Below are 22,304 nucleotides of genomic sequence, written 5' to 3' on the forward strand. Positions count from 1 at the left end.
CGGACGCGCGCCGAGGCTCAGTCGGTGAACAGCTCCCGGGAGACGACGCCGGTGTCCGGGTTGTCGGTGAACAGCCCGTCGATGCCGGTCCCCCAGAAGACCAGCTGCTCGTCGATCGCCCGGCCGTAGTCGCCCGGCTCCTCGCCGGGGTCGCGCAGCTCGGCGGGGAGGAACTCGTTCTCGTTGCGGAAGGTGTACGGGTGCACGAGCAGGTCCGCGGCGTGCGCGTCGGCCACGAAGGACGTCGGCTCGCCGAGGGTGCCGTCGGCCTCCCGGGGGATGACCTGGGCCTTCTCCGGGCCGACGCCGTCGGCGTACTCCCCGATGTCCGCCAGCCCCTCGGCCGTGGACAGGTCGGCGTAGGTGCGCGGGTCACCGGCGGCCACCAGGTCGGCCGGCGCGCCGGTCGCCGACAGCAGCTGCACCAGCGGGACGTCGACCACCTCGTCGAGCTCCCGCAGGTTGGCCGTCTCGAACGACTGCAGGAACACCGGCGCGTCGCGGCGGTCCAGCCCGGCCTCGTCGAGGTCCTCGACCAACGGCTCCTCGAGCGAGAGGTCGATGGAGTCGAAGTAGGTCGGGTGCTTGGTCTCGATGTAGACGCCGACCTCGCGGCGCAGCTCCCGGGACAGCTCCTCGCGCAGCTCGAGCACCTCGTCGAGGGTCGGCACCTGGTAGAGGCCGTCGTAGAGGGTGTTCTCCTCCCGGACGTCGGGCAGCCGCTCCACCGCACGCAGCGAGCGCAGCTCGGCCAGCGTGAAGTCCTCGGTGAACCAGCCCGTCAGCTCGACGCCGTCGATCAGCTTGGTGGTGCGCCGGTCGGCGAACTCGGGCCGCTCGGCGACGTCCGTCGTCCCGGAGATCTCGTTCTCGTGGCGGGTGACCAGCACGCCGTCGCGGGTGCTCACGACGTCGGGCTCGATGTAGTCCGCGCCCATGCGGGCCGCCAGCTCGTAGGAGGCCAGCGTGTGCTCGGGCCGGTAGCCCGAGGCACCGCGGTGCCCGATGACGAGCAGCTCGTCGGCGCCGTCCTCGGTTCCCCGCTGCGGTGGGGCGGCGGTGGCCGGCCCGGTCAGGAACAGCGGGACGGCGAGGACGGACGCGGTGAGCAGCGCGGTCCGGCGGTGGGCGCGTGACATGGGACATCTCCCCCGGGCTCGGACGGCGACCCTCGCCGTCGGCCCGGACGATCCCAGCCCGGCGACGTGGCCGCGACGTGAGCGCTCGGACGAACAGGGGGTGGACCCGGACCCTCAGCCCTGCCAGACCTCGATGACCTCGGCAGCCACGCCGGCGGCCTGCGCCCGGCCGGCGCGCGCGGATCCCGCGCGGGCGGCCGGGTCGAGCACGTTGCGGCCGATCGCACGGCGGCTGGCGTCGTCCGGGGAGACGACGGCGACCCGCGCGACCATCCCGGTGACCTGCGCATCGACGCTGGCCATCGGTCCGAGGCCGCGCGGGATGGGCGCGAGCACGACGACCCGGTCGTGCCCCTCGGCGAGGTCGGCGTTGGCCGCCGAGCGCATGCCGCCGTCGACGTAGCGGCGGCCGTCGATGGTGACCGGCGGGTACACGCCGGGAACGGCGCAGCTGGCCGCCACGGCCTGCGGCAGCGGGACGCCGCAGGTGCGGTCGAGGACGCGGAACTCGCCGCTCTCGGCGTCGACGGCGGTGATGCGCAGGTCGCGGTCGGGCCACTCCCGGCTGACGAGGCGGGAGCCGATCACGTCGAGCCGCTCCTGCTCGGTGGGGGTCAGGCCGGCCCGCTCGGTGGCCAGCGCCAGCGCGCCGATCCGGCGGCGGAACCCGACGTCGTCCCCGCGGCTGCGCAGCGCCGCCAGGCCGTAGCGGAGCAGCGCGGAGCGGGTCATCCGGGCGGCCTGCTCGCCGGTGGGCGGCTCGAGCTGCCGGGCGAACAGCGTCTCCAGGTCGGCACCGCCGGTGAGCTGCGCGCCGACCACCGAGCCGGCCGAGGTGCCCACCACGAGGTCGGCGCCGGTGAGGTCGACGCCGGCCTCGGCCAGACCGGCGAGCACGCCGATCTCCCAGGCGATGCCGGTGATGCCGCCGCCGCCGAGGACGAGGGCCCTGCGCTGGTCGCTCATCCCGCCATCCTCACCCACCGTCGGTCCTCGACACGGGTAGTGACGTACGCCACGCTGTGGGCCTCCGGAGAGGAAGGACCCGCATGACCGCCACGCAGGACGCCCCGACCCCTACCGCGCACAGCTGGCCGCCCGGCCTGCCGCGGTCGCTGGACCACCCCGCGGTCCCGGTCGGCTCGATCCTGCGGGCGGCGGTGCGCCGCTGGGGCGACCGCACGGCGTTCGTCGACCACGACGTCCCGCTGACCTACACCGAGCTGGGCGCCCGGGCGCACGCCGTCGCCAACTGGCTGGCCGACCACGGGGTCGGGCGCGGCGACGTCGTGGCGGTGCACATCCCGAACTGCCGCCAGTACCCGGCGGTCTACTACGGGGTGCTGCTCGCCGGGGCGACCTTCTCCCCCACCAACCCGTTGCTTCCGGCGGCCGACCTCGCCGCGCAGCTGACCGACGCCGGCGCCCGCGTGCTGGTCACCTGGGACCAGGTGCTGCCGTTCGTGCGGTCGGCGCTGGCGGCCACGCCCGTGCAGACCGTCGTCGTCACCGGGGAGGCGCACACCCTCGACCTCGGCGCCCGCCTGGAGCTCGAACCCGGGGACGTCGACCTCGCCGACCTGCTCGCCGGCGACCCAAGCGACCGGCACCTCGACGCCGACGTCGACCCGGCCGCGGACCTGGCGCACCTGGCCTACACCGGCGGGACCACGGGGGTGAGCAAGGGCGTCGAGCTGCCGCACCGCGCCGTCGTCACCAACGTGCTGCAGTCGGCCTGCTGGTCGTCGGGATCGGTGCCCGAGCTCGACGAGGCCGGCGACGTGACCCTGCGGCAGGTGCTCGGGCGGGACGAGTACCCGACGGCGCTGGGCGAGGGGCGGCTGGTCAACCTCACGCCGTGGTTCCACGCCATGGGCGCGATCGGCTACCTCAACGGCATGGTGATGGCCGGGACGATGACGGTGATCCACATGCGCTTCGACCCGGTGCGCTACGTCGAGGACGCCGTCCGGTACGCGGTGACCTCGATCGGCGGCGCGCCGCCGGTGTTCGTGGCGCTGCTGCAGGTGCCGGGCTTCCTCGAGGCCGACTGGTCCGGCGTCCGCGGGGTCTCCTCCGGAGCCGCGCCGCTGCCCGTGACGCTCATCGAGCGGCTCCAGCAGGTGCTGCCCAACGCCGTGATCGGCGAGGGGTACGGGCTCACCGAGGTGACGATGCAGGCCACCGGCAACCCGGTGCACCGGTCGGGCACCCGCAAGCCCGGCACGGTGGGCGTGCCGATCTTCGACACCGAGATCAGCATCCAGCCGCTCGGCGGCGGTGCCCCGCTGCCGCCCGGCGAGCGCGGCGAGGTGTGCATCCGCGGCCCGCAGGTGATGCGCGGCTACGCGCACCGGCCGGAGGCGACCGCCGAGGCGATCGACCCCGACGGCTGGTTCCACACCGGGGACGTCGGCGTCCTCGACGAGGACGGTTACCTGGCGATCGTCGACCGCACCAAGGACATGCTGCTCTACAAGGGCTACAACGTCTTCCCGCGCGAGCTGGAGGAGGTGCTGTTCGGCGTGCCCGGGGTGGCCGGGGCGGCCGTGGTGGGCCGGCCGGACGAGGAGGCCGGGGAGCTGCCAGTGGCCTACGTGGTCCGCAAGGCCGACGACGCCGGCGCCGCGCTGACCGCCGAGTCGGTGATGGCCGCGGTCAACGACAGGGTGACGCCGTACAAGCGGCTGCGCGACGTCGTCTTCATCGACGCGATCCCGGTGTCGGCCGCCGGCAAGGTGCTCAAGCGGGAGCTGGCCGCACGGGAGCGGGCGGCCGTCACCGGCGGCTGATCCCGGGACCCCGGCCGCCGCCCCGTCCGCTCACCCGGACGGGGCGGCGGTGCAGGCAGGATCGCGGTCGGCTCACTATCGTCCGGCGGGTGGCGAGCGAGATCGAGGCGGGCACCGAACACACCGGCGTGCAGCTCGCGCACGTCGAGGTCTCGCCGATCCGCCAGGTCGCCCGGCGGATCGTCTTCGCCGTCGTCGTCTTCGTGGTCACGGTGCTGCTGGTCTACCTCGACCGGGAGGGCTACCGGGACCTCGACGACCTCGGCGAGATCACGCTGCTCGACGCCGCGTACTACGCGACGGTCACGCTCTCGACCACCGGGTACGGCGACATCACGCCGGTCACCGAGCAGGCGCGCCTGATCAACCTGCTCGTCATCACGCCGCTGCGCGTGCTGTTCCTCATCGTCCTCATCGGGACCACCCTCGAAGCGCTCACCGCGCGCTCCCGGGAGGAGTTCCGCATCCGCCGCTGGAGGTCCCGCGTGCGCCAGCACGTCATCGTGTGCGGCTACGGCACCAAGGGCCGCAGCGCCATCCGCTCCTTGCAGGCCAGCGGCACCCCGCTGGAGCAGATCGTCGTCGTCGACCCCGAACCGCGGGCGATCGACGAGGCCAACTCGGTGGGGCTGCACGGGATCGTCGGCGACGCCGGCCGCACCGACGTCCTGCGCCGAGCGCACGTCGAGCGCGCCCGCGCCGTGATCGTCGCCGCCAACCGGGACGACGCGTCTGTGCTGATCACGCTCACCGTGCGTCAGCTGAACCCCAGCGTGCCGATCACCACCTCGGTGCGCGAGGAGGAGAACGCCGCGCTGCTGCGCCAGTCGGGAGCCGACACGGTCATCACGACCTCGGCCACCTCGGGGCGGCTGCTCGGCCTGTCCACGGACGCCCCGCGGGTCGTGGCCACGGTCGAGGACCTCGTCACCGGCGGCCAGGGCCTCGACCTCCAGCAGCGCCGGGTCACCGCCGGCGAGGTGGGCCTGGGGCCGCGGCAGCTGCGCGACATCGTGCTCTCGGTGACCCGGGGCGGGCGCACGCTGCGCTTCGACGACCCGCTGATCGGCACGCTGGAGGCCGAGGACGTGCTCGTGGTCGTGCGGTCGCACCCACCGGGCCAGCAGCTCGCCGCGAGCTGACGACCCGGCGCGTCGCAGTCGGGCTCGCCGGGCCCGTCGCCTGGCGTCCCGCTCCTCGGAGTCGAGGCGGCCCCGTCCCGCACCCGCGCCCTGAGCGGACCCCACGGGGGTTGGGACCGGCGGGGCGCCGGGGGTCGTGTACGAGCGGTCAGGCGTCGGCGGTCAGGCGTCGGCGGTCAGGCGTCGGCGGTCGAGCGTCGGGGGTCATGTGGGAGCGGTCAGGCGTCGGCGGTCGAGCGTCGGGGGTCGGAGGTCGGAGGTCGGGCGTCCGGCACTCCGGAGTGCGGCAGCCGCAGGTCAGCCGGCCGGGAGTCGGTCGGCGCGGAGCACCCAGGTCCGTGTAGGGCGGTGACGGCCGCGGAGCTCGGCGACCGCACCGGGCTCCCAGTGCCGCCCCTCCCCTGCGCCCGCGCCGCGTACGGCGTCCTCGCTGGCCACCACCCGCCCCGGCACGTCCTTGGCCAGGTCGGTGAGCCGGGCGGCCTCGTTCACCGGGTCGCCGATGACCGTGTACTCCAGCCGGCTGGCGGCGCCGACCTGACCGGCCCACACCTGACCGCTGGCCACACCGACACCGAGGTCGAGCTCGCCCGCGGCCCGGACGGCGGCCGCGATCCGCCGGGCCGCGCGCAGGGCCGCACCGGCCGGGTCGGGGTGGTCGGCGGGAGCGCCGAAGACGCACAGGACGGCGTCCCCCTCGAACTTGTTGACCAGCCCGCCCTCGCTCTCGACGGTCTCCACGACCACGGCGAAGAAGCGGTTGAGCAGCCCCACCATCTGCTCGGGCCCGGCGCGCAGCACCAGCGAGGTGGAGCCGGCGATGTCGACGAAGAGCGCGGCGACCGTCCGCAGCTCGCCGCCGAGCGAGACGCCGGTGACCAGGGCCTGCTGGGCCACCGTCGTCCCCACGTGGCGACCGAACAGGTCGCGCAGCCGCTCGCGCTCGGCGAGGCCGGCGACCATCGTGTTGACGCCCTCCTGCAGCAGACCGATCTCGCCGGCGTCGTCGACCGGCACGCGGACGTCGTGGCCCCCCGCGCCGACCCGCTGCACCGCGCGGCGCAGGTCGCGCAGCGGCGCGCCGACCGAGCGGCCGGTCAGCAGGGTGGCGAGCAGTCCGACGAGCAGGGCGACGACCGTGAGGAAGACGACCGCGGCCTCGTTGGGCCCCTCGGGGTTGCTCGGGTCGAGGAACAGCAGGACCAGACCGAGCAGGGGGACGCCGCTGGTCAGCCCCCAGGTCAGCAGCAGCCGCGGGCGGACGCCGAGGCCCAGCGCGCCCGTGGGCGGGTGGGCCTGGAGCGCCCGGGCGGTGACGTGGCGCCCCATCCGCAGCGCGAGCAGGTAGCTGACGCCGGCGGCCACCACGCCACCGAGCAGCGCGGCCAGGGTGATGCGCACGCCGACCAGCGGGAACGGCGAGACGACGGCGCCGACGACGCCGACCAGCAGCGCGCCGCCGAGCCACGTGACCGCGGCGACGCGGGCGATGTCGACGGGCAGCCGCAACGCGTGGCCGGCCTCCGCCGGAGTGGGACGGCGGCCGGCGCCGAGCCAGGCCGCGGTCGGCCGCTGCCACCGCAGCCCGACCAGGACGCCGAGCGGCAGCGCGACGGCGAGGTAGGCCAGCGCGGTCAGCGCGATGACGGCGCGGCCCCCGGCGGGATCGTGCGCGCCGGCGGACAGGCCGAGCAGCAGCAGCCCGACGGTGCCGACGCCGACGAGGTTGGCGACGACGACCAGCACCACGAGCACCGGCACCGCGCGCCGCCCGGTCGGCGCCCACTCGAGCGCCGCGTCGAGACGACGGGCGGCGGCGGGGACGTCCCTCATGGACCGGATGCGGGGGCCGGGAGGTCGCGCACGGCCCCCATGGTCAACGAGGCGCGCCCCCCTCCCCGCAGGCGGGGCCTCAGACGAGGACGGCCTCCAGGGCGTCGGCCTGCTGCACCAGGTCAGCCGCGGTGGTCAGCCAGCCGGCGACCAGCAGCAACGGCCACGCCTGCTCGTCGTCCAGCGAGGCCGTCGTCGCCACCAGCGAGGCCTGGGCCACGGCCCTGCACGCCATGTTCCGCATGACGGCTCCTTCCATCGGTTGCCAGGACGGTCGGCACCGACGGGGCAGGGATCCAGTCGTGCAACGCAGATGTCACCCCGAGGAGGTGGACGGCGCACCGCCGCCGCGGACCTCCCGGACGCGCGGAGCGGTCAGTGACCCCTCGGCCCCGAGCGCGCGGCGGCGACGTCCTCGGCGCTGAGCTGGATGCCGAGGTTCTGCTCCATCTCCTCCAGCGGCACGTTCTTCGTCTCCGGCATCACCTTCAGCACCCAGACGAGCTGACCGACCATGCAGAAGAAGAAGAGGGCGAACGCCGCCCCGCCGCCGAGCGCCGCGGCGATCCCGGGGAAGGTCCAGGACACGACCGCCGCGAACACCCAGTGCGTCAGGCTGCCCAGCGACTGGCCGCGGGCCCGGATCCGGTTGGGGAAGATCTCGGAGATGAAGACCCAGATCACCGAGCCCTGGCCGAAGGCGTGCGCGGCGATGAAGACCACCAGTGCCGCCAGCACCATCACGCTCGAGGCGCCCGTGAACTGCCCGTCGTACACGGTGAACACCACCGCCAGCGCGCCCAGGCTGACCAGGTAGCCGATCGAGCCGATGAGCATCAGCCGCCGGCGGCCGATCTTGTCGATGACCGTCAGCGCCGCCATCGTCGTCACCAGGTTGACCACCCCGACGACGACGCTCTGCAGTGCGGCGGAGTTGTCGCCGGCGCCGGCCATCCGGAAGATGTCGTTCGCGTAGTAGAGGATCGCGTTGATCCCCGACAGCTGGTTGAACGCGGCGATGGCCACCGCCAGCAGGATGACCTTGCGGTTCTGCCGCACGAAGAACGGCGCCCGGGCCGCCTCGGCGTCGTTGGCGAGCGTCTGCTCGATCTCCCGGATCTCGAACTCCGCCTCGTCCCGGGAGTTCGTGAGCCGGTGGATCGTCTCCACGGCCTCCGCGCGGCGCCCCACCATGTACAGCCAGCGCGGCGTCTCCGGGGTGGTGAACAGCAGCAGGAAGAAGACCGCCGCCGGCAGGGCCATGACCATGAACATCCAGCGCCAGGCGATGTCGCTGGGCAGCGCGCTGGCCAGGACGTAGTTGGACAGGTACGCCAGCAGGATGCCGAGCACGATGTTGAACTGCACCAGCCCGACCAGCCGGCCGCGGTACTTCGGCGGGGCGACCTCGGCCGTGTAGATCGGCGCGACCACCGAGGCCACGCCCACGCCGATGCCTCCGACGAACCGGAAGAACATGAACAACCAGAGGTTCGTGACCAGGCCGGTGCCCAGAGCGCCGATGACGAAGAGGGCGCCGATCGCGAACAGCACCCTCTTGCGGCCGTAGCGGTCCGCCGGCTTCCCGGCGATCAGCGCGCCCACGATGGTGCCGAGCAGCGCCGTCGCGACGGTGAAGCCGAGCCAGAACCCGCCGATGTCGTAGACCCTCTCGAGGTCCTCGGTGGTGCCGGAGATGACCGCGGTCTCGAAGCCGAACAGCAGGCCGCCCAGGGCCGCCACGATCGCGCTGCGCACCACCAGGGGGTTCATCGGGGGGCTCCCTCACACCTCGGGATCGGGATGTCCTTCACGAGGTCAGAACCGTCGTCCCGGCGGCCCGTCGGGGGCACGGTAGGGACCGGTCCCGGCGACGGGCAAGGGGCGCACGGCACCGCCCGGTCCGCTCCCCCGGCGCGTCGTCCGCGACTCGCCGTCCGGCGGGCGAGCGGGCGGAACGTCGACCCCCACCCCCCGGATTGGCGGGCGCGGGGCACGGGGAACCGGGGAAGACTGGACTGCGCCAGGAGCGGTCAGGTCGTGGGGGGACGGTCACATGTCGGAGGAGTCCAGGCCCGGGCGGAGGCACCGGCACGGGTCGGGCCTGTGGCAGGGCGCGGCCGTGGTGGTCGCCGCCGCCACCCTGGTGGCGAGCTCACAGGTGGCCGACGCCGGTCGGCCGGCCGCGAGCACCCAGCAGGACCCGCCGCCGGCCGGCGTCGACACGTCCACCCAGCCGGCGGGCACTTCCGCCTCCACCCCGTACGCCGCTCCGGACACGCCAGCGTCCCCCGCCTCGCCCGCGTCGTCGTCCGCGTCCCCGGCGTCGAGCGCGGCGGCGGCCGCGTCGGGACTGGCAGCCGGCGGGATCCCGTCGGTCGCCCGGGCGGCCTACGACTCCGCCGCGGCGGCCGCACCCGCGGACTGCGGCATCAGCTGGTCGCTGGTCGCCGCCATCGGCCGGGTCGAGTCCAACCACGGCCGCTTCGCCGGAGCGGTGCTGCAGACCGACGGGCGGTCGACGCCCCGGATCATCGGGATCCCGCTGGACGGGACCGGCACGGCGCTGATCCGCGACACCGACGGCGGACGTCTCGACGGCGACACCGTCCACGACCGCGCCGTCGGCCCGATGCAGTTCATCCCGTCCACCTGGGCGCGCTACGCCAGCGACGGGGACGGCGACGGGAACAGCGACCCCTTCGACATCCAGGACGCCGCTCGCGCGACCGCGCGGTACCTGTGCGCCGCCGGTGGGGACCTCACCACCGTCAGCGGGCAGCGGCGCGCCGTCTTCGCCTACAACCACTCCGACAGCTACGTGGCGACGGTCCTGACCCTCGCCGCCCAGTACGCCGGGACGCCGGCACCCACCGTGCCGACCGACCCGGTGCCCCTGCCGTCGGAGCCGCCGGCCAACCCGGGGCCTCCGCCGGCGGTGGAGCCGGCCGTGAGCCCGTCGTCCTCCCCCGCGCCGGCGCCGAGCCCCCAGCCGACGTCGCCGCCCGGCACGTCGTCCTCGCCGGGCACGACGCCGCCGACGGTTCCCACCCCACCGACGACGCCGTCGACCACTCCGCCGTCGACGACGCCGCCGACCACGACCCCACCGGTCACGACGACACCGCCGACCACCACCCCACCGACCACGCCACCGCCGACCAGCACGCCACCGGTCACGACGACGCCGCCGACCACCAGCACACCGCCGTCGACGACGCCGCCGACCACCACCCCACCGACCACCACCCCACCGACCACCACGCCACCGGTCACGACGACACCGCCGACCACCACCCCACCGACCACCACGCCACCGGTCACGACGACACCGCCGACCACCAGCACACCGCCGGTCACGACACCGCCGACCACCACCCCACCGCCGACGACCCCACCGTCGACGACACCGCCGGCCACGACGCCAGGGTGCGTGACCCCGGCGGTCGCATCGCTCGGCACGGTCGACATCCGCGACGGCTCCGCGGACCCGTCGGTGTCGACCGCGGTCGGCACCCGGGTGGCGGAGGCGGGCGGCACGGTCGGCGACGTCAGCGCCACGCAGGCCACCACCTCCGGCGTCCTGCACCCGGAGGGCGAGGCCGAGGTGGCGGCGGCGCTCGCCGACGCGCTGGGTCTGACCGGCGCCGCGCAGGTGGGTGACGTCGAGCGGGTCACCGTGGTCATCGGCTCCGGCGACGCCGCCCGGCTGACCTGCGCCGGCTGACCTCGGCGTCGCCGCGCCGGACCGCTCAGCCGGGCCGGGCGCCGGTCAGACGGTGAACTGCCTCACCAGCGCGCGCAGCTGCCGCGCGAGCGAGGCCAGCTCGTCGGACGCCTGCTGCGTGCTCGCCGCCTCTCCCTGTGCCGCATCCGCCGCGGAGGCCAGCCCGCCCACGGTCGTCGAGATGGTGGCGGCACCGCCGGCCACCTCCGCGACGCTGCGGCTCATCTCCTGCGTCGTGGCGGTCTGCTCCTCCACCGCCGCGGCGATCGCCGACTGGTAGTCGTTGATCCGGTCGATGACCGAGCTGATGCTCGTGATCGCCTCCGTGGCCTGCCCGGTGTCGGCCTGGATGGCCTCGACGCGGCGGGCGATGTCCTCGGTGGCCCGGGCCGTCTCCTGGGCGAGCTCCTTGACCTCGTTGGCGACGACGGCGAAGCCCTTGCCGGCCTCGCCCGCGCGGGCCGCCTCGATGGTGGCGTTCAGCGCCAGCAGGTTGGTCTGCTCGGCGATCGAGGCGATCACCTTCAGCACGTTGCCGATCTCGGTCGAGGAGCCGCCGAGCTTGGTCACCGTCGCGCTCGCGGCGCGCGCCGTCTCGACGGCGGAGGCGGCGACCTGCGCCGCCTGCTGGGCGTTGACCGCGATCTCCTGGATGGACGCGCTCATCTCCTCGGCACCGCTCGCGGTGCTCTGCACGTGCGAGGTGACCTCGGTCGCGGCGGCGGCCGAGCCCTGGGCGCGGTCGGAGACCTGCGCCGCGGAGCTGGAGAGCCGGACGGCGACCTCCGACAGCCCGGTCGAGGCGGTGGTCAGGGTCCGGACGCCGTCGTCGATGTCGGCGACCGCCGTGCGCATGCCGCCGGTCGCCTCGTCCAGCGCGCGGGCCATGTCGCCCATCTCGTCGCGCGAACGGAGGTCGAGCCGGGTCGACAGGTCCTTGCGGCCCAGCGCCCGCAGTGCCTCGACGCAGCGCTGCAGCGGGCGGGTGACCGACAGCTGGACGGCCCGCGCGAGCGCCAGGGCCGCGAGCAGGGCCATGCTGAGGGTGACGAGCGTGGCGGTCCGGTAGGTCTCCGCCGAGGACGCCGCGTCGGCCGCCGTCCGCGCGGCCCGCTCCTGCACCTCGGTGACCATCTTGGTGGAGATCTCGGTGAGCTCCAGGTACGCCGCGAACTGGCCGGTCTCGCCGTCGTTGAGCCAGGCGCTGACCTGACGCGCGGCGTCCGGCGCCCCGCTGGAGAGGATCGCCGCCTGCTGGTCGGCGGTCGCCAGGTAGCCCTGCCACTTCTCCTGCAGGACCTCGAAGTCGGCCCGCTCGGCCGGCGTCATCCACTCGGTGTGCACCGAGGCGAGGAACTCCTCGGCCGCCGACACGCTCGCCAGGAGACCGGCCCTGTTGGGGGCATCCGGCGCGATCGCCTGGACCGGGCCGAGGTAGTAGGCGTCCATGCCGACGCCCATCTCGTAGGCGCCGATGTCGGACGTGTAGTAGGTCGACTTGTCCATCTCCTCGACCAGGACGCGCAGGTGGTCGGCCTCGACGGCCGCGGCGTGCTGCTTGCTGAGACCGACCAGGCCCACGACGGTGGCCAGCGCGGAGAGGGCGAAGACGGTCAGGAACGCCGCGAACAGCCGCGGCCCGGTGCGCAGACGACCGAGCAGACTCATGACAGGTGGACTCCAGGCAGTGGACCGAACGGGCAGGTGACCCCGAGGACGAGGTGCGCCCGGTTCGGACGATCGGCCGGCCCGACGGCCGTGTTGAGCCGAGCCGGCGGGCGGCGGACGGGACGAAGGCCACAGCGGACGTCGGACCGGAGCCCCGGAGACCGGTGGGCCCGACAGACGGTGGTGGCTCGGTACAGGACGACCCTTCACAGGCCGAGGCGGTGCAGCGACCCTGGACACGTCCGCGATCGTCGTGGCCGATGGCGTGGCGGGCGCACCGCGCCGCAGGCCGGCCCCAGTCCCGTGGGAGGAGACGCGTGCGAGAGCTCGTCTACTACATCGGGGTCTCCCTCGACGGCTTCATCGCCGGGCCCGATGACCAGACCGACTTCTATCCGACCTCGGAGCCGTACCAGGAGTGGATGACCACGGAGTTCGCCGATGCGCTGCCCACGCACTTCCGCCGAGGACTGGGTATCGACGGGGCGCCCAACCGGCGCTTCGACACCGTCGTCATGGGCCGGCGCACCTACGACCCCGCCCTCCGGCTCGGCATCACCAGCCCGTACGCCCACCTCCGCCAGGTCGTGGTCTCCCGCACGCTCGAGTCGCGGGACCCCCACGTGACCATCGTGCGCGACGACCCCGTCGGAGCCGTGCGCGCGCTCAAGCGGGAGGACACCGGGCTCGACGTCTACCTCGCCGGTGGTGGGCAACTGGCGGGTGAACTCCTCGCCGAGATCGATCGCCTGGTCGTCAAGCTCTACCCGGTCGTGGCAGGGGCCGGCCGGACGGCCTTCGGGACGCAGTTCGCCCCCACGCGTTTCGAGCTGAACCACGTGCAGACCTTCCCGGGCGGCAACACCGTCCTGTACTACTCGCGACCTCGCTGAGCGAGCGCAGCAGCCCCAGCGCGCTCGACCGTACCCACGGGTCACCCCCCCCAAGCCGTCTGACACCGCACGAGACGACGAACCGCCCCGGACCTCACGGTCCGGGGCGGTTCGTCACTTCGGCGAGGAGTCTCCGCACGATGCGCGAAGACCTCGGGGGGAGGTGTTCGTAGATCGACGTACCGCGAGGTCGGAGCGGCCGTTTCTACGAACAGGGCCTCAGCCCCGCACCCGTCCGCGCCGAAATCAGCACCTACCCGAGGGGACAGCCACCGAGCAGGTCATTCGCCCGCATGGCCGGCGTCCCTGGATGCTGCCTCGGTGACGACACCGAACTCGCTGGGCGACCACACCAGCTCGCACAACTGCCGGTACAACTCCTGGCGCTCCGCCATGTCCTCAGCCGTGAAGCGCTCCGGGTACGGCTTGAAGGGCAGTTGGTGCCTGTCGCGGAACCTCGTGAAGCTGGGGTTGTGGCCGTAGCAACCAGGATGCAGCGACCGGGCGAGCAGGTTCTGTCCGAGGTAGTGCCCGACCTTGTCCTCGTACCGCATGTCACCGTAGCTGGCATTGAAGTCCTTCGGCAGGAGAAGCAGACCACCGAAGCTGTTCCGCGCCTCAGCGAAGAGGTACTCGTTGGCGAACTCGGGATGCCTCTCCGGGTGGTTTGCCCAGATGTGCTCGACTTCGTACGGATTCTTCACGCTGCGATTCATGTAGGCCGAGAACATGTGGCCGGTGCTGCACTGAGCGTCCACCCAGGAGCTCAACCGGGCCAGCATGTACCGCACCAAGCTGCCGTTGCGCTGATGCAGGCGGAAGTTAGTCACGGCATTGAATGACTCTTCCGCCTGCTGGAGCCTGCCCCCGAGCGCGTCGGAGAGCTCGTCGAGGTCACGATCCCGGACTTCTTTGCAGAGGAGAAACATCGCGTAGACCATCTGCGAGTATCCGAAGTTGCGGTAGTTCACGATCCGCAAGGCCACAAGCCGCTCGAGGTATCCACTGATCATCCGGGCCTTGTCCCGGAAGACCGAGTCGTTGTCCTCCGGCGTCACGGCCGCAAGGATCACGGGGTGGTGCAGCGTGAAACCGGTCGCGGCGACGTAGTGGACGTGCTCCAAGCCAGGCGTCGGTTGCTGGGAGGCAGTGATGAGTTCGCGATACCGCCGGCTCATCACGTCGAAGTCCCGGTTGACGAATCGCGCGAAATCACTCGCCGACTTCAGCCCGACGCGCTCAACGTGATCTCGCACCCACTTGTGGTAGCCGGTGCCGATGTTGTCCCAGTCCTGCGGTGCCGCCCCGGCGCGCCGCTCACGAATGGTGTCCGCGTACTTGGCGCGTAGCCAGGCCTTGAGGAAGTCCGCGTCAGCGGTCTTCTCCGTGTCCGACAGCTCGGAGATGCGCTGCCGCCACAGGGTGTTGGCTGCGTCGACCTCTGCCGGCGAGAGGCGCGCCAGCAGGTAGCTCTTGAGCATGTCGGTCGAGGTCAAGCGGGCGCCGCGGTCGTTCATGGTCTCGAAGATCTCGAGGGCCATGTCGGAGTCGGTTGCCGCGATCTCGACAACGATGACGCGTTCGAGAAGCCAGTCAGTGAAGTACGCCAGATGGTCGCGTTCGCGAAGGTCCGTGGGGAACAGTCGGTCGAGGTCCTGGTAGCGGGCCCAGATGTTTCTCACCGACTCGTCGTCGGTGCTGGTGGGGTCGAAGTCGTCCCCACGCAGGACGGCCCCCATGACCGCTTCACGAGTGTCGACCTGCATGTTGAATGACTGCTCGCCGAACTGAGTCGAGTAGACCAATGGCCTGAGATCGCCGTCAGGATCACCAGTACTTCTCAGCAGCCAGATCAACACCAGGGTCAACGTCGTCAGGCGCTGCTGCCCGTCAACCAGGAAGAGGACGCCTTCCTCGTTCGCGGTGACGATCGGACCGAGGAAGTACGGCCTGTAGCTCGCGATCTGCCGGCGCTGATGAGCAGGGTCGTACTCATCGAGGAACCGCGTGGTCAGGTCGTCGAGAAGCTCCTGGAGATTCGTCTCGGTCCAGGCGTACTCCCGCTGGTAGTACTTCAGACCATACTTGCGCCCGGCGAACAGTTGCCTGATTGACCTGGGGGTCCCGTCGATCTGGTCAGTGATGATGGCCGCCACGAGCCGTCCGTCCTCTCTGAGTCGGTTGTCGCAACCGGTTGGCCGACGACGATCCGACGACCTGTCGGAAGTTGGCGGCAGACAGGTGAAACCCGGTACCGCGCCTCGGGATCAAGTGCTGGTGGTGAATGTCGCGTCCACTGTGAAGGCGAGGTCTTCGTACCGCTTGTACTCGCCGCCGAGGCTAAAACCGAGGTCCCTCAGCTTTACGGCTGCACTGGCGTTCACCGACGCCGATCGCTCCGTCTTGATGCCGACGTGGAACTCCTCAGCTCCGGCGTCGGCCGAGGTGCGCATCAGCTTGAACATCGGATCGCGGTCAGGCCAGATCAGGTCATCCAGTACTGGCCTCGCCTTACCCGCGCCGGTGATGCGGATGGCGAGCTTGCCGGTGTCATCGCGACCGAACCCCATCGTCAGCGAGACGTCCTCAGCGTCGGGTAGACCGATACCCCCTTCAGCCTTCGCCGACTTGCCGATCGACTCGCGCCAGGTGATTTCGATGTCCCGCGCGCCCAGCGACAGCAAGTACCTGGCGGCCTCGACTGACTTCTCGTTCAGCAGGAAGCGGTGGAAGCCGGCGTACGACACGTAGTCGCGGCGCCGCAGGGGATGCCTGGCGTAGACGTGGCCAACGCTCGGCCCCCCCTCGGGGAAGAAGAGGAGGTCGCGCTGCACCAGGCGTCGGGCGTCCTCAACCGACATCAGCGCCGCATGCGGTGGCGGCGCCTCCGTACGACGCCCCTTCACCATGAGCAGGACGAGGGGCACGACCACCAGTGCGCCGGCTGCTGCGCTCATCGTCGGGCTCATCTTCGAGCTCATCGTCGCGGACACCGTCGCCTTCACCGTCGTCTTCACGAGGTAGGCAGCCGACGACGACCGGTCTTCCTCCAGAAAGGCATCAGGCCTCTCGACAATGGCAAGCACGTCGCCCAGGTCCCAGCTGTCCAGGTCAACCATGTGCTCACGTGAAGGGGTCGCGCTCACGCGGCGACTACCTCCCTGGCGAACAGCTCGGCCTGCTGCATAACCATCAAGACGGCGCCCTCCTGCTTGTCCGGCGGGTAGCGGTATTTCATCAGCAGCCGGCGAATGTGCCGGCGCAGGGACGCCCGCACCTGCTCCTTCTTGTCCCAGTCGACGGTGGCGTTGCGGCGGACGATGCCGACCAGCTCGTGCGCGATCGCCTTGAGGGTGTCGTCGCCGAGCTCCAGCACCGCGGAGTCGTTCTGGCACACCGCGTCGTAGAAGGCGAGCTCGTCCTCGCGCAGCCCCAGCTTCTCGCCGCGCTCATGCTCCGCGCGCATCTGCTTGGCGAGTCCGACCAGTTCGGCGATGACCTCGGCCGCATCGAGGCTGCGGTTGGTGTAGGAGCGCATCGCCCGTTCCAGCATCTCGGAGAACTTGCGCTCCGTGATCAGGTTGCGCTTGGCGACGGTCTTCAGCTCGCTGTTGAGCAGCCGCTTGAGCAGTTCGATCTGCAGGTTCGGGTGCGGCTTGGTCGACAGTCGGCGGGCGAACTCGTCGTCGATGATGCTGATGTCGGGCTTGTCGATGCCGGCCGCGGCGTAGATGTCGATCACCCCGCCGGTGGTGACCGCGTCGGAGACGACCTGGCGGATGGCGGTCTCCATCTCCACGTCGTCGGCGACACCCGGGGTGCCGTCCGTGCGGGCCCGGCGCAGCTCGACCGCGACGGCCTGGAAGAAGGCCAGGTCGTCGCGGAACCGCAGCGCCTCCGGCGAGGAGACGGCCAGGGTGAACGCTTGCGCGGCGACTCGGGCGTGGTGGAGGAACCGGTCGGGCAGGTCCATCTCGGACGCGCCGAGCAGGTGCTCGAGGGCGGCCATGATCGCCTCGACCTTCGCCCGGTCGGACCCGGAGGCCAGCGCCTCGCGCCAGGGGCAGCCGTAGAGCAGCTCGCCGAGGACCTCGACCTTCTCCTCCAGCAGGGCCAGCGCCTCGTCGACCGGGGCGCCGACCTCCTGCCGGGCACGGTCGCGGTCCGTGTAGTCGGCCAGCGCCGCCTGCAGGGACTCGGCGATGCCGATGTAGTCGACGACCAGGCCGCCGGGCTTGTCGCGGAAGGTGCGGTTGACCCGGGCGATGGCCTGCATCAGCCCGGCACCGCGCATCGGCTTGTCGACGTACATGGTGTGCATCGCCGGGGAGTCGAAGCCGGTCAGCCACATGTCCCGGACGATCACCAGCTCCAGCGGGTCGTCGGGGTTTTTCGCTCGAGCCTTCAACTCATTCACCGCCTGCTTGCTGCGGACGTGCCGGGCGAGTTCGGGCCCGTCGGCGGCCGAGCCGGTGATGACGACCTTGACCCTGCCCTTCGCGTCGTCGTCGCTGTGCCAGTCCGGCCGCAGCGCGACGATGGCGTCGTAGAGCTCGACGCAGATGCGCCGGGACATGCAGACGACCATCGCCTTGCCGGCGAGCACGCCACGGCGGGCCTCCCAGTGGGCGACGATGTCGGCGGCCACCTCCTTGACCCGCTTCGAAGCGCCAACGACGGCTTCGACCCGGGCCCAGCGGGTCTTCAACTTCTCCCGGGTGTCGGTCTCGGCGGACTCGGTGACGTCCTCGAAGCCGGTGTCCAGCGTGTGACGGGCCTCGTCGGGCAGCTCGACCTTCGCCAGCCGCGCCTCGTAGAACACCTTGACGGTGGCCCCGTCCTCGACGGCTTGGGTGAGGTCGTAGACGTCGATGTACTCGCCGAAGATGGCGCGGGTGTTGCGGTCGGCGGCCTCGATCGGGGTGCCGGTGAAGCCGATGAACGACGCGTTGGGCAGGGCGTCGCGCAGGTTGCGGGCCAGCCCGTCGATCAGGTCGTACTGGGTGCGGTGCGCCTCGTCGGCGATGACGATGATGTTGCGCCGGTCGGAAAGCACCGGGAAGGTGCGGCCGGCCTCGCGGTCCTCCTTCGTCAGCCCGAACTTCTGCATCGTGGAGAACACGATGCCCCCGGAGGCCTTCGCCGCCAGCAGGCTGCGCAGGTGTTCCCGGCTGGTGGCCTGCACTGGCGTCTCCGGCAGGGTGCGGGCCGGGGCGAACACCTCGTCGAACAGCTGGTCGTCGAGGTCGTTGCGGTCGGTGAGCAGCACCGCGGTGGGGTTGGCCATCGCCGGGTGCCGGAGCACCTTGCCGACGTAGAACAGCATTTCCAAGCTCTTGCCGGAGCCCTGGGTGTGCCAGACGACGCCGGCGCGGCCGTCTCCGCGGGAGACCGCGGCGACGGTCTCCGCGACGGCCTTGTTGACCGCGTGGAACTGGTGGTACTTCGCGACCCGCTTCACCAGGCCGATCCGCTCGTCGGTGAAGACGACAAAGTTGCGCACCAGGTCCAGAAACACGGCCGGGGTGAACACGCCCCGGACGAGGACCTCTAGCTCCGGCAAGCCAGCTGGCGCGAGCCCGTGACCGTCGATGGTCTTCCACGGCGCGTAATGCTCGAACTGCCCACCCAGGGCGCCCAGTCGAGCCTGAGTGCCGGTGGAGATGACGCTGATGGCGGTGTAGGCGAGCAAGGCCGGGATCTGCTCGGCGTAGGTGCGCAACTGGTTCCACGCCCCGCGTAGCGTCGCCCCCTCTTGCCCGGGCACCTTCAGCTCGATCATCCCCAGAGGCAGGCCGTTCACGAAGGCAAGCACGTCCGGCCGCCGCGTTCGGTTGTCCTGCTCCACGCTGACCTGGTTCACGACAATGAAGTCGTTTCGCGCCGGGTCGTCGAAGTCGATGAGCCGGGCGACGTCGTGCCGGGTGCCTCCATCCGCCACCCGCCGCTCGACCGGAACGCCGTTGGTGATGAGCCGGTGCAGCCGCCAGTTCTCGGCGAGCAGGTCTGCGCTCTCCGCCCGGCGCACCGCTCCCACAACCTCGGAGACCTCGTCCGCAGCTAGGTGCTGATTCAGGCGGGTGACTGCGTCTCGCAGACGGCCTTCGAGTAGCACGTCTCGGTAGGACGACCGCTCCGCGCTCGGCTCGCCCGGCGCGATGTCGGGCCCATGAAGCACCTGCCATCCCAGGTCGGCGAAGTACTCGAGGCAAATCTCTTCGACGCCGGACTCAGCGACGAACGCCCTCATACCGCCTCCCCGGCCAGCGCCTCGGCATCACGGACTCGCAACTGGCCCGACAGTAGGGGCCACAGCAGGGCATCTCTCACGGCAGCCAGCACACGATTCTCGCTGCGCAAGGTCTCCGCTAGAGAATCGAAGGCTTCGAGGGCCTCACCGAGCGCCCATTGTTGCGCAGGCACCGAAAGCTCAAGCCGCAGCAACTGCTCCTTCGGGAGGTGCGTCTGCCCAGTGCTTCCTTCAGCCAACTGTTCAATGCGAGACTGGGCTCCGATAAGCAGATAGCCCAGGACGGCCGGATGCACCTGAGCGACATCTGGCTTCACAATACTCAGAAGTCCATCGGCACGGATAGGTTCTTCAGCCAACCACCGAGCAGCACGGCCGAGGGTGCCCACCCCTCCTGAGTTGATGAGCACATCTCCGCGCTCCACCTTTTTTTCACGCCGAACTTGGCGCGACTCCGCGAACCGTGCCGAGCTTTCGTCTACCCAACCGCCTCGAACGCATTTCTGATTCAGGACCGGAACACTGTTCGGTTCGTCGCTATAGGCTGGCGCGGTGCCGCGAGAAACGCTTGCTACAAGACTCCCGAGTGCGATCGGCTGCGCACCATCCTGAGCCCTCGCCAGTTCTGCGAAGCCAAGCTCACGCAACCGTGATCGAACAGCGTCATTGTGCTCAATCTTGTCATCGAGAACTCCGAGTGTCTGCGCTATCGCCCGCTGCTGCTCGATCGACAGCAAGGGAACTTCCAACTCCCGGGCGGCACCAATATTGAAGTGCTGTTGCACAGCGCCCACAAGTCGGGAGGCGACGTATCCGCCAGCGGCACCATTTATGAAGTAGGCCAGATAGCGCGAGTCGAGCGCCGGTCCAGGGCGGATCACCACAAGGTCAGCGCAGTTGCATTCAGGCATTGAGGGGGGAACCACCGCCGCCGCCCCTGGCGTACCGGTCCGCACGACCACTACATCGCCGGGACGCAGGGTGGACTTGCGGAGCCGTTGATGAAACGATTGAGGGATGTACTTTACATCCGTAAGGTTCAACCGGAACGGTCGCACATTCTGCGATCGCAGGAATGGTACACCCGCATCGACGTACTGATCAGCCATCGATCCGACATGCCCAACGGTCAGTTCCGCCAGGTCCCCTAGAGGAGCAGTCTTAGTCCTCAATGTACAAGCCCTTCAATGCCTCTCGGACTGCACTCTCATGCTTAGCGCCCGCTTCGAAAGCCGCGAGCAACTCACTTCTCAGACGAGTGATCTTGTCGTCGAGTGGCTCATCGTCTACCTCTGCCTCTTCAGCGCCAACATAGCGACCGGGCGTAAGGGCGTACCGATGCTCCGCAATCTGCTCGCGAGTAGCGGAGGCGCAATAGCCTGGGATATCGACGTACTCACCGGCGCCTGCTTCACCACGCCAGGCGTGGTAGGTGACAGCGATGCGCGCGACGTCGCCCTCACCGAGTTCCCGGTGGGTGCGATCGACCATTACGCCGAGTTCGCGGGCGTCGATGAACAGGACTTCGCCCCGACGATCCCGCCAGGCCCTAGCCCCTCCCGGAGTCTTGTCGCGGTTCAAGAACCATAGCGACACTGGGATTCCGGTCGAATAGAAGAGTTGCCCAGGAAGGGCGACGATGCACTCGACCAAGTCAGCTTCGACAAGTCGCCGACGAATCTCACCCTCACCAGACTGCTGCGTGGAGAGTGATCCGTTGGCAAGGACGATGCCCGCTACTCCGCGAGGAGACAGCTTGGCGGCAAAGTGCTGAAGCCAGGCATAGTTCGCGTTGTTGGCTGGTGGGATACCGTGCGTCCAACGCGAATCGTCACGAAGTTGGTCGCCACCCCAGTCTGAGACGTTAAATGGAGGGTTGGCGAGGATGAAGTCGGCCTTGAGGTCGGGGTGTAGGTCCTCATGAAACGTGTCACCCCACCGTGGGCCGAGGTTCGCTTCGATACCGCGGATGGCCAGGTTCATCTTCGCCAGCCGCCAGGTCGTGTCGTTCAACTCCTGGCCGTACACGGCGATGTCGTTGCGCCGGCCGCCGTGAGCCTCGACGAATCGTTCAGCCTGGACGAACATGCCGCCAGATCCACAGCACCCGTCGTACACACGGCCGGAGAGTGGCTCGATCATCTCCACCAGCAGCTTGACGACCGACCGCGGCGTATAGAACTCGCCGCCCCCCTTGCCCTCGGCAGAGGCGAACCGGCCGAGGAAGTACTCGTAGACCCGGCCGAGGATGTCCTTTTCCCGGTGCTCAGCGGAGCCCAGCCCGATGCCTGACATGAGGTCAACGAGTTCGCCGAGCCGGCGGACGTCGAGACTCGGTCTGGCGTAGGTCTTCGGCAGTACCCCGCGCAGCGTGGGGTTGTCGATTTCGATCAAGTCCATCGCGTTGTCGATGAGCTTGCCGATCTCAGGCTGCTTGGCCCGCTCCTTGAGGTACTGCCACCGCGCCTCCGGCGGGACCCAGAACACCCCCTCAGCGGTGTACTCGTCACGGGACTCCAGGAGTTCCTCGGCGGCCTCGCCGGTGATGCCGTCGGCGGCGAGTTCGTCGCGCAGCACGCCGCGCCGTTCCTCGAAGGCGTCCTCGACGTACTTGAGGAAGATCAGGCCGAGGACGACGTGCTTGTACTCGCTGGCGTCCATCGAGCCGCGCAGCTTGTCGGCTGCCTTCCACAGCACGTCCTCGAACCCCAGCGGTTCGGACCCGTTCTTCTTCGCGCGCGGTGGCACGTGCAACCCCCTCGGTCGTTCCAGCACAGGCACGGTAGCCCGGCCCCAGCCGCACAGTGGACAGCCGGACACGGTCGGTCACGCCGACGAGCGGTTCACCTCCTCTCGGCGT

Annotated in this window: 15 protein-coding genes; 4 read left to right on the forward strand and 11 right to left on the reverse strand. The window is 70.6% G+C overall.

The window, feature by feature from the left end; translation table 11 throughout:
- Window positions 1–17: 17 nt before the first annotated feature.
- Entirely contained in the window at window positions 18–1,139 is a 1,122-nt protein-coding gene (locus ACI79G_RS14845; RefSeq protein ID WP_456881888.1) for a glycerophosphodiester phosphodiesterase, read from the reverse strand.
- A 114-nt stretch (window positions 1,140–1,253) separates the two neighbouring features.
- The gene (locus ACI79G_RS14850) at window positions 1,254–2,105 is read right to left on the reverse strand and encodes a patatin-like phospholipase family protein (protein WP_456881889.1); all 852 of its coding nucleotides are present in this window, start codon (window positions 2,103–2,105) and stop codon (window positions 1,254–1,256) included.
- An 83-nt stretch (window positions 2,106–2,188) separates the two neighbouring features.
- On the opposite strand from ACI79G_RS14850, the gene ACI79G_RS14855 reads away from it, so the two are divergent.
- Window positions 2,189–3,931 carry a class I adenylate-forming enzyme family protein gene (locus ACI79G_RS14855; RefSeq protein ID WP_456881890.1) on the forward strand — a complete coding sequence of 581 codons (1,743 nt, stop codon included), beginning with the start codon at window positions 2,189–2,191 and terminating at the stop codon, window positions 3,929–3,931.
- A gap of 89 nt (window positions 3,932–4,020) precedes the next feature.
- The gene (locus ACI79G_RS14860; protein WP_456881891.1) at window positions 4,021–5,073 is read left to right on the forward strand and encodes a potassium channel family protein; all 1,053 of its coding nucleotides are present in this window, start codon (window positions 4,021–4,023) and stop codon (window positions 5,071–5,073) included.
- 297 nt (window positions 5,074–5,370) lie between these two features.
- Here ACI79G_RS14860 and ACI79G_RS14865 read toward each other — a convergent pair whose 3' ends face one another.
- The 3 genes from ACI79G_RS14865 to ACI79G_RS14875 form a co-directional block, all read right to left on the reverse strand.
- A complete protein-coding gene (locus ACI79G_RS14865; protein WP_456881892.1) occupies window positions 5,371–6,906 on the reverse strand; it encodes an adenylate/guanylate cyclase domain-containing protein in 1,536 nt (511 codons plus the stop codon).
- 79 nt (window positions 6,907–6,985) lie between these two features.
- Window positions 6,986–7,150: a hypothetical protein gene (locus tag ACI79G_RS14870; RefSeq protein ID WP_170856897.1), complete on the reverse strand. Its 165-nt coding sequence runs from the start codon at window positions 7,148–7,150 to the stop codon at window positions 6,986–6,988.
- A gap of 131 nt (window positions 7,151–7,281) precedes the next feature.
- On the reverse strand, window positions 7,282–8,679 hold the full coding sequence (locus tag ACI79G_RS14875; protein WP_456881893.1) for a sugar porter family MFS transporter: 1,398 nt from the start codon (window positions 8,677–8,679) through the stop codon (window positions 7,282–7,284).
- A gap of 283 nt (window positions 8,680–8,962) precedes the next feature.
- On the opposite strand from ACI79G_RS14875, the gene ACI79G_RS14880 reads away from it, so the two are divergent.
- Window positions 8,963–10,633, forward strand: coding sequence for a lytic transglycosylase domain-containing protein (locus tag ACI79G_RS14880; protein WP_456881894.1), 1,671 nt, complete (start codon window positions 8,963–8,965; stop codon window positions 10,631–10,633).
- 45 nt (window positions 10,634–10,678) lie between these two features.
- Here ACI79G_RS14880 and ACI79G_RS14885 read toward each other — a convergent pair whose 3' ends face one another.
- Window positions 10,679–12,301 carry a methyl-accepting chemotaxis protein gene (locus ACI79G_RS14885; protein ID WP_456881895.1) on the reverse strand — a complete coding sequence of 541 codons (1,623 nt, stop codon included), beginning with the start codon at window positions 12,299–12,301 and terminating at the stop codon, window positions 10,679–10,681.
- Window positions 12,302–12,618: 317 nt separating this feature from the next.
- On the opposite strand from ACI79G_RS14885, the gene ACI79G_RS14890 reads away from it, so the two are divergent.
- Window positions 12,619–13,194 (forward strand): dihydrofolate reductase family protein, encoded by a 576-nt coding sequence (locus ACI79G_RS14890; RefSeq protein ID WP_456881896.1) that lies wholly within the window; start codon window positions 12,619–12,621, stop codon window positions 13,192–13,194.
- 281 nt (window positions 13,195–13,475) lie between these two features.
- Here the strand turns inward: ACI79G_RS14890 and ACI79G_RS14895 are convergent, their stop codons facing one another.
- From ACI79G_RS14895 to ACI79G_RS14915, 5 genes are all read right to left on the reverse strand, one after another.
- The gene (locus ACI79G_RS14895; protein ID WP_456881897.1) at window positions 13,476–15,350 is read right to left on the reverse strand and encodes a DUF262 domain-containing protein; all 1,875 of its coding nucleotides are present in this window, start codon (window positions 15,348–15,350) and stop codon (window positions 13,476–13,478) included.
- A gap of 111 nt (window positions 15,351–15,461) precedes the next feature.
- Window positions 15,462–16,313, reverse strand: a complete 852-nt coding sequence (locus ACI79G_RS14900; RefSeq protein ID WP_456881898.1) for a hypothetical protein — start codon at window positions 16,311–16,313, stop codon at window positions 15,462–15,464.
- Between the two features lie 23 nt (window positions 16,314–16,336).
- Window positions 16,337–19,444 (reverse strand): type I restriction endonuclease subunit R, encoded by a 3,108-nt coding sequence (locus tag ACI79G_RS14905; RefSeq protein WP_456881899.1) that lies wholly within the window; start codon window positions 19,442–19,444, stop codon window positions 16,337–16,339.
- On the reverse strand, window positions 19,441–20,553 hold the full coding sequence (locus tag ACI79G_RS14910; RefSeq protein ID WP_456881900.1) for a hypothetical protein: 1,113 nt from the start codon (window positions 20,551–20,553) through the stop codon (window positions 19,441–19,443). The genes ACI79G_RS14905 and ACI79G_RS14910 overlap by 4 nt, the downstream gene beginning before the upstream one ends.
- Window positions 20,554–20,605: 52 nt before the next feature.
- A complete protein-coding gene (locus ACI79G_RS14915; protein ID WP_456881901.1) occupies window positions 20,606–22,192 on the reverse strand; it encodes a class I SAM-dependent DNA methyltransferase in 1,587 nt (528 codons plus the stop codon).
- Between the last annotated feature and the right edge of the window lie 112 nt (window positions 22,193–22,304).

It is taken from the genome of Geodermatophilus sp. SYSU D00779, assembly GCF_054050595.1.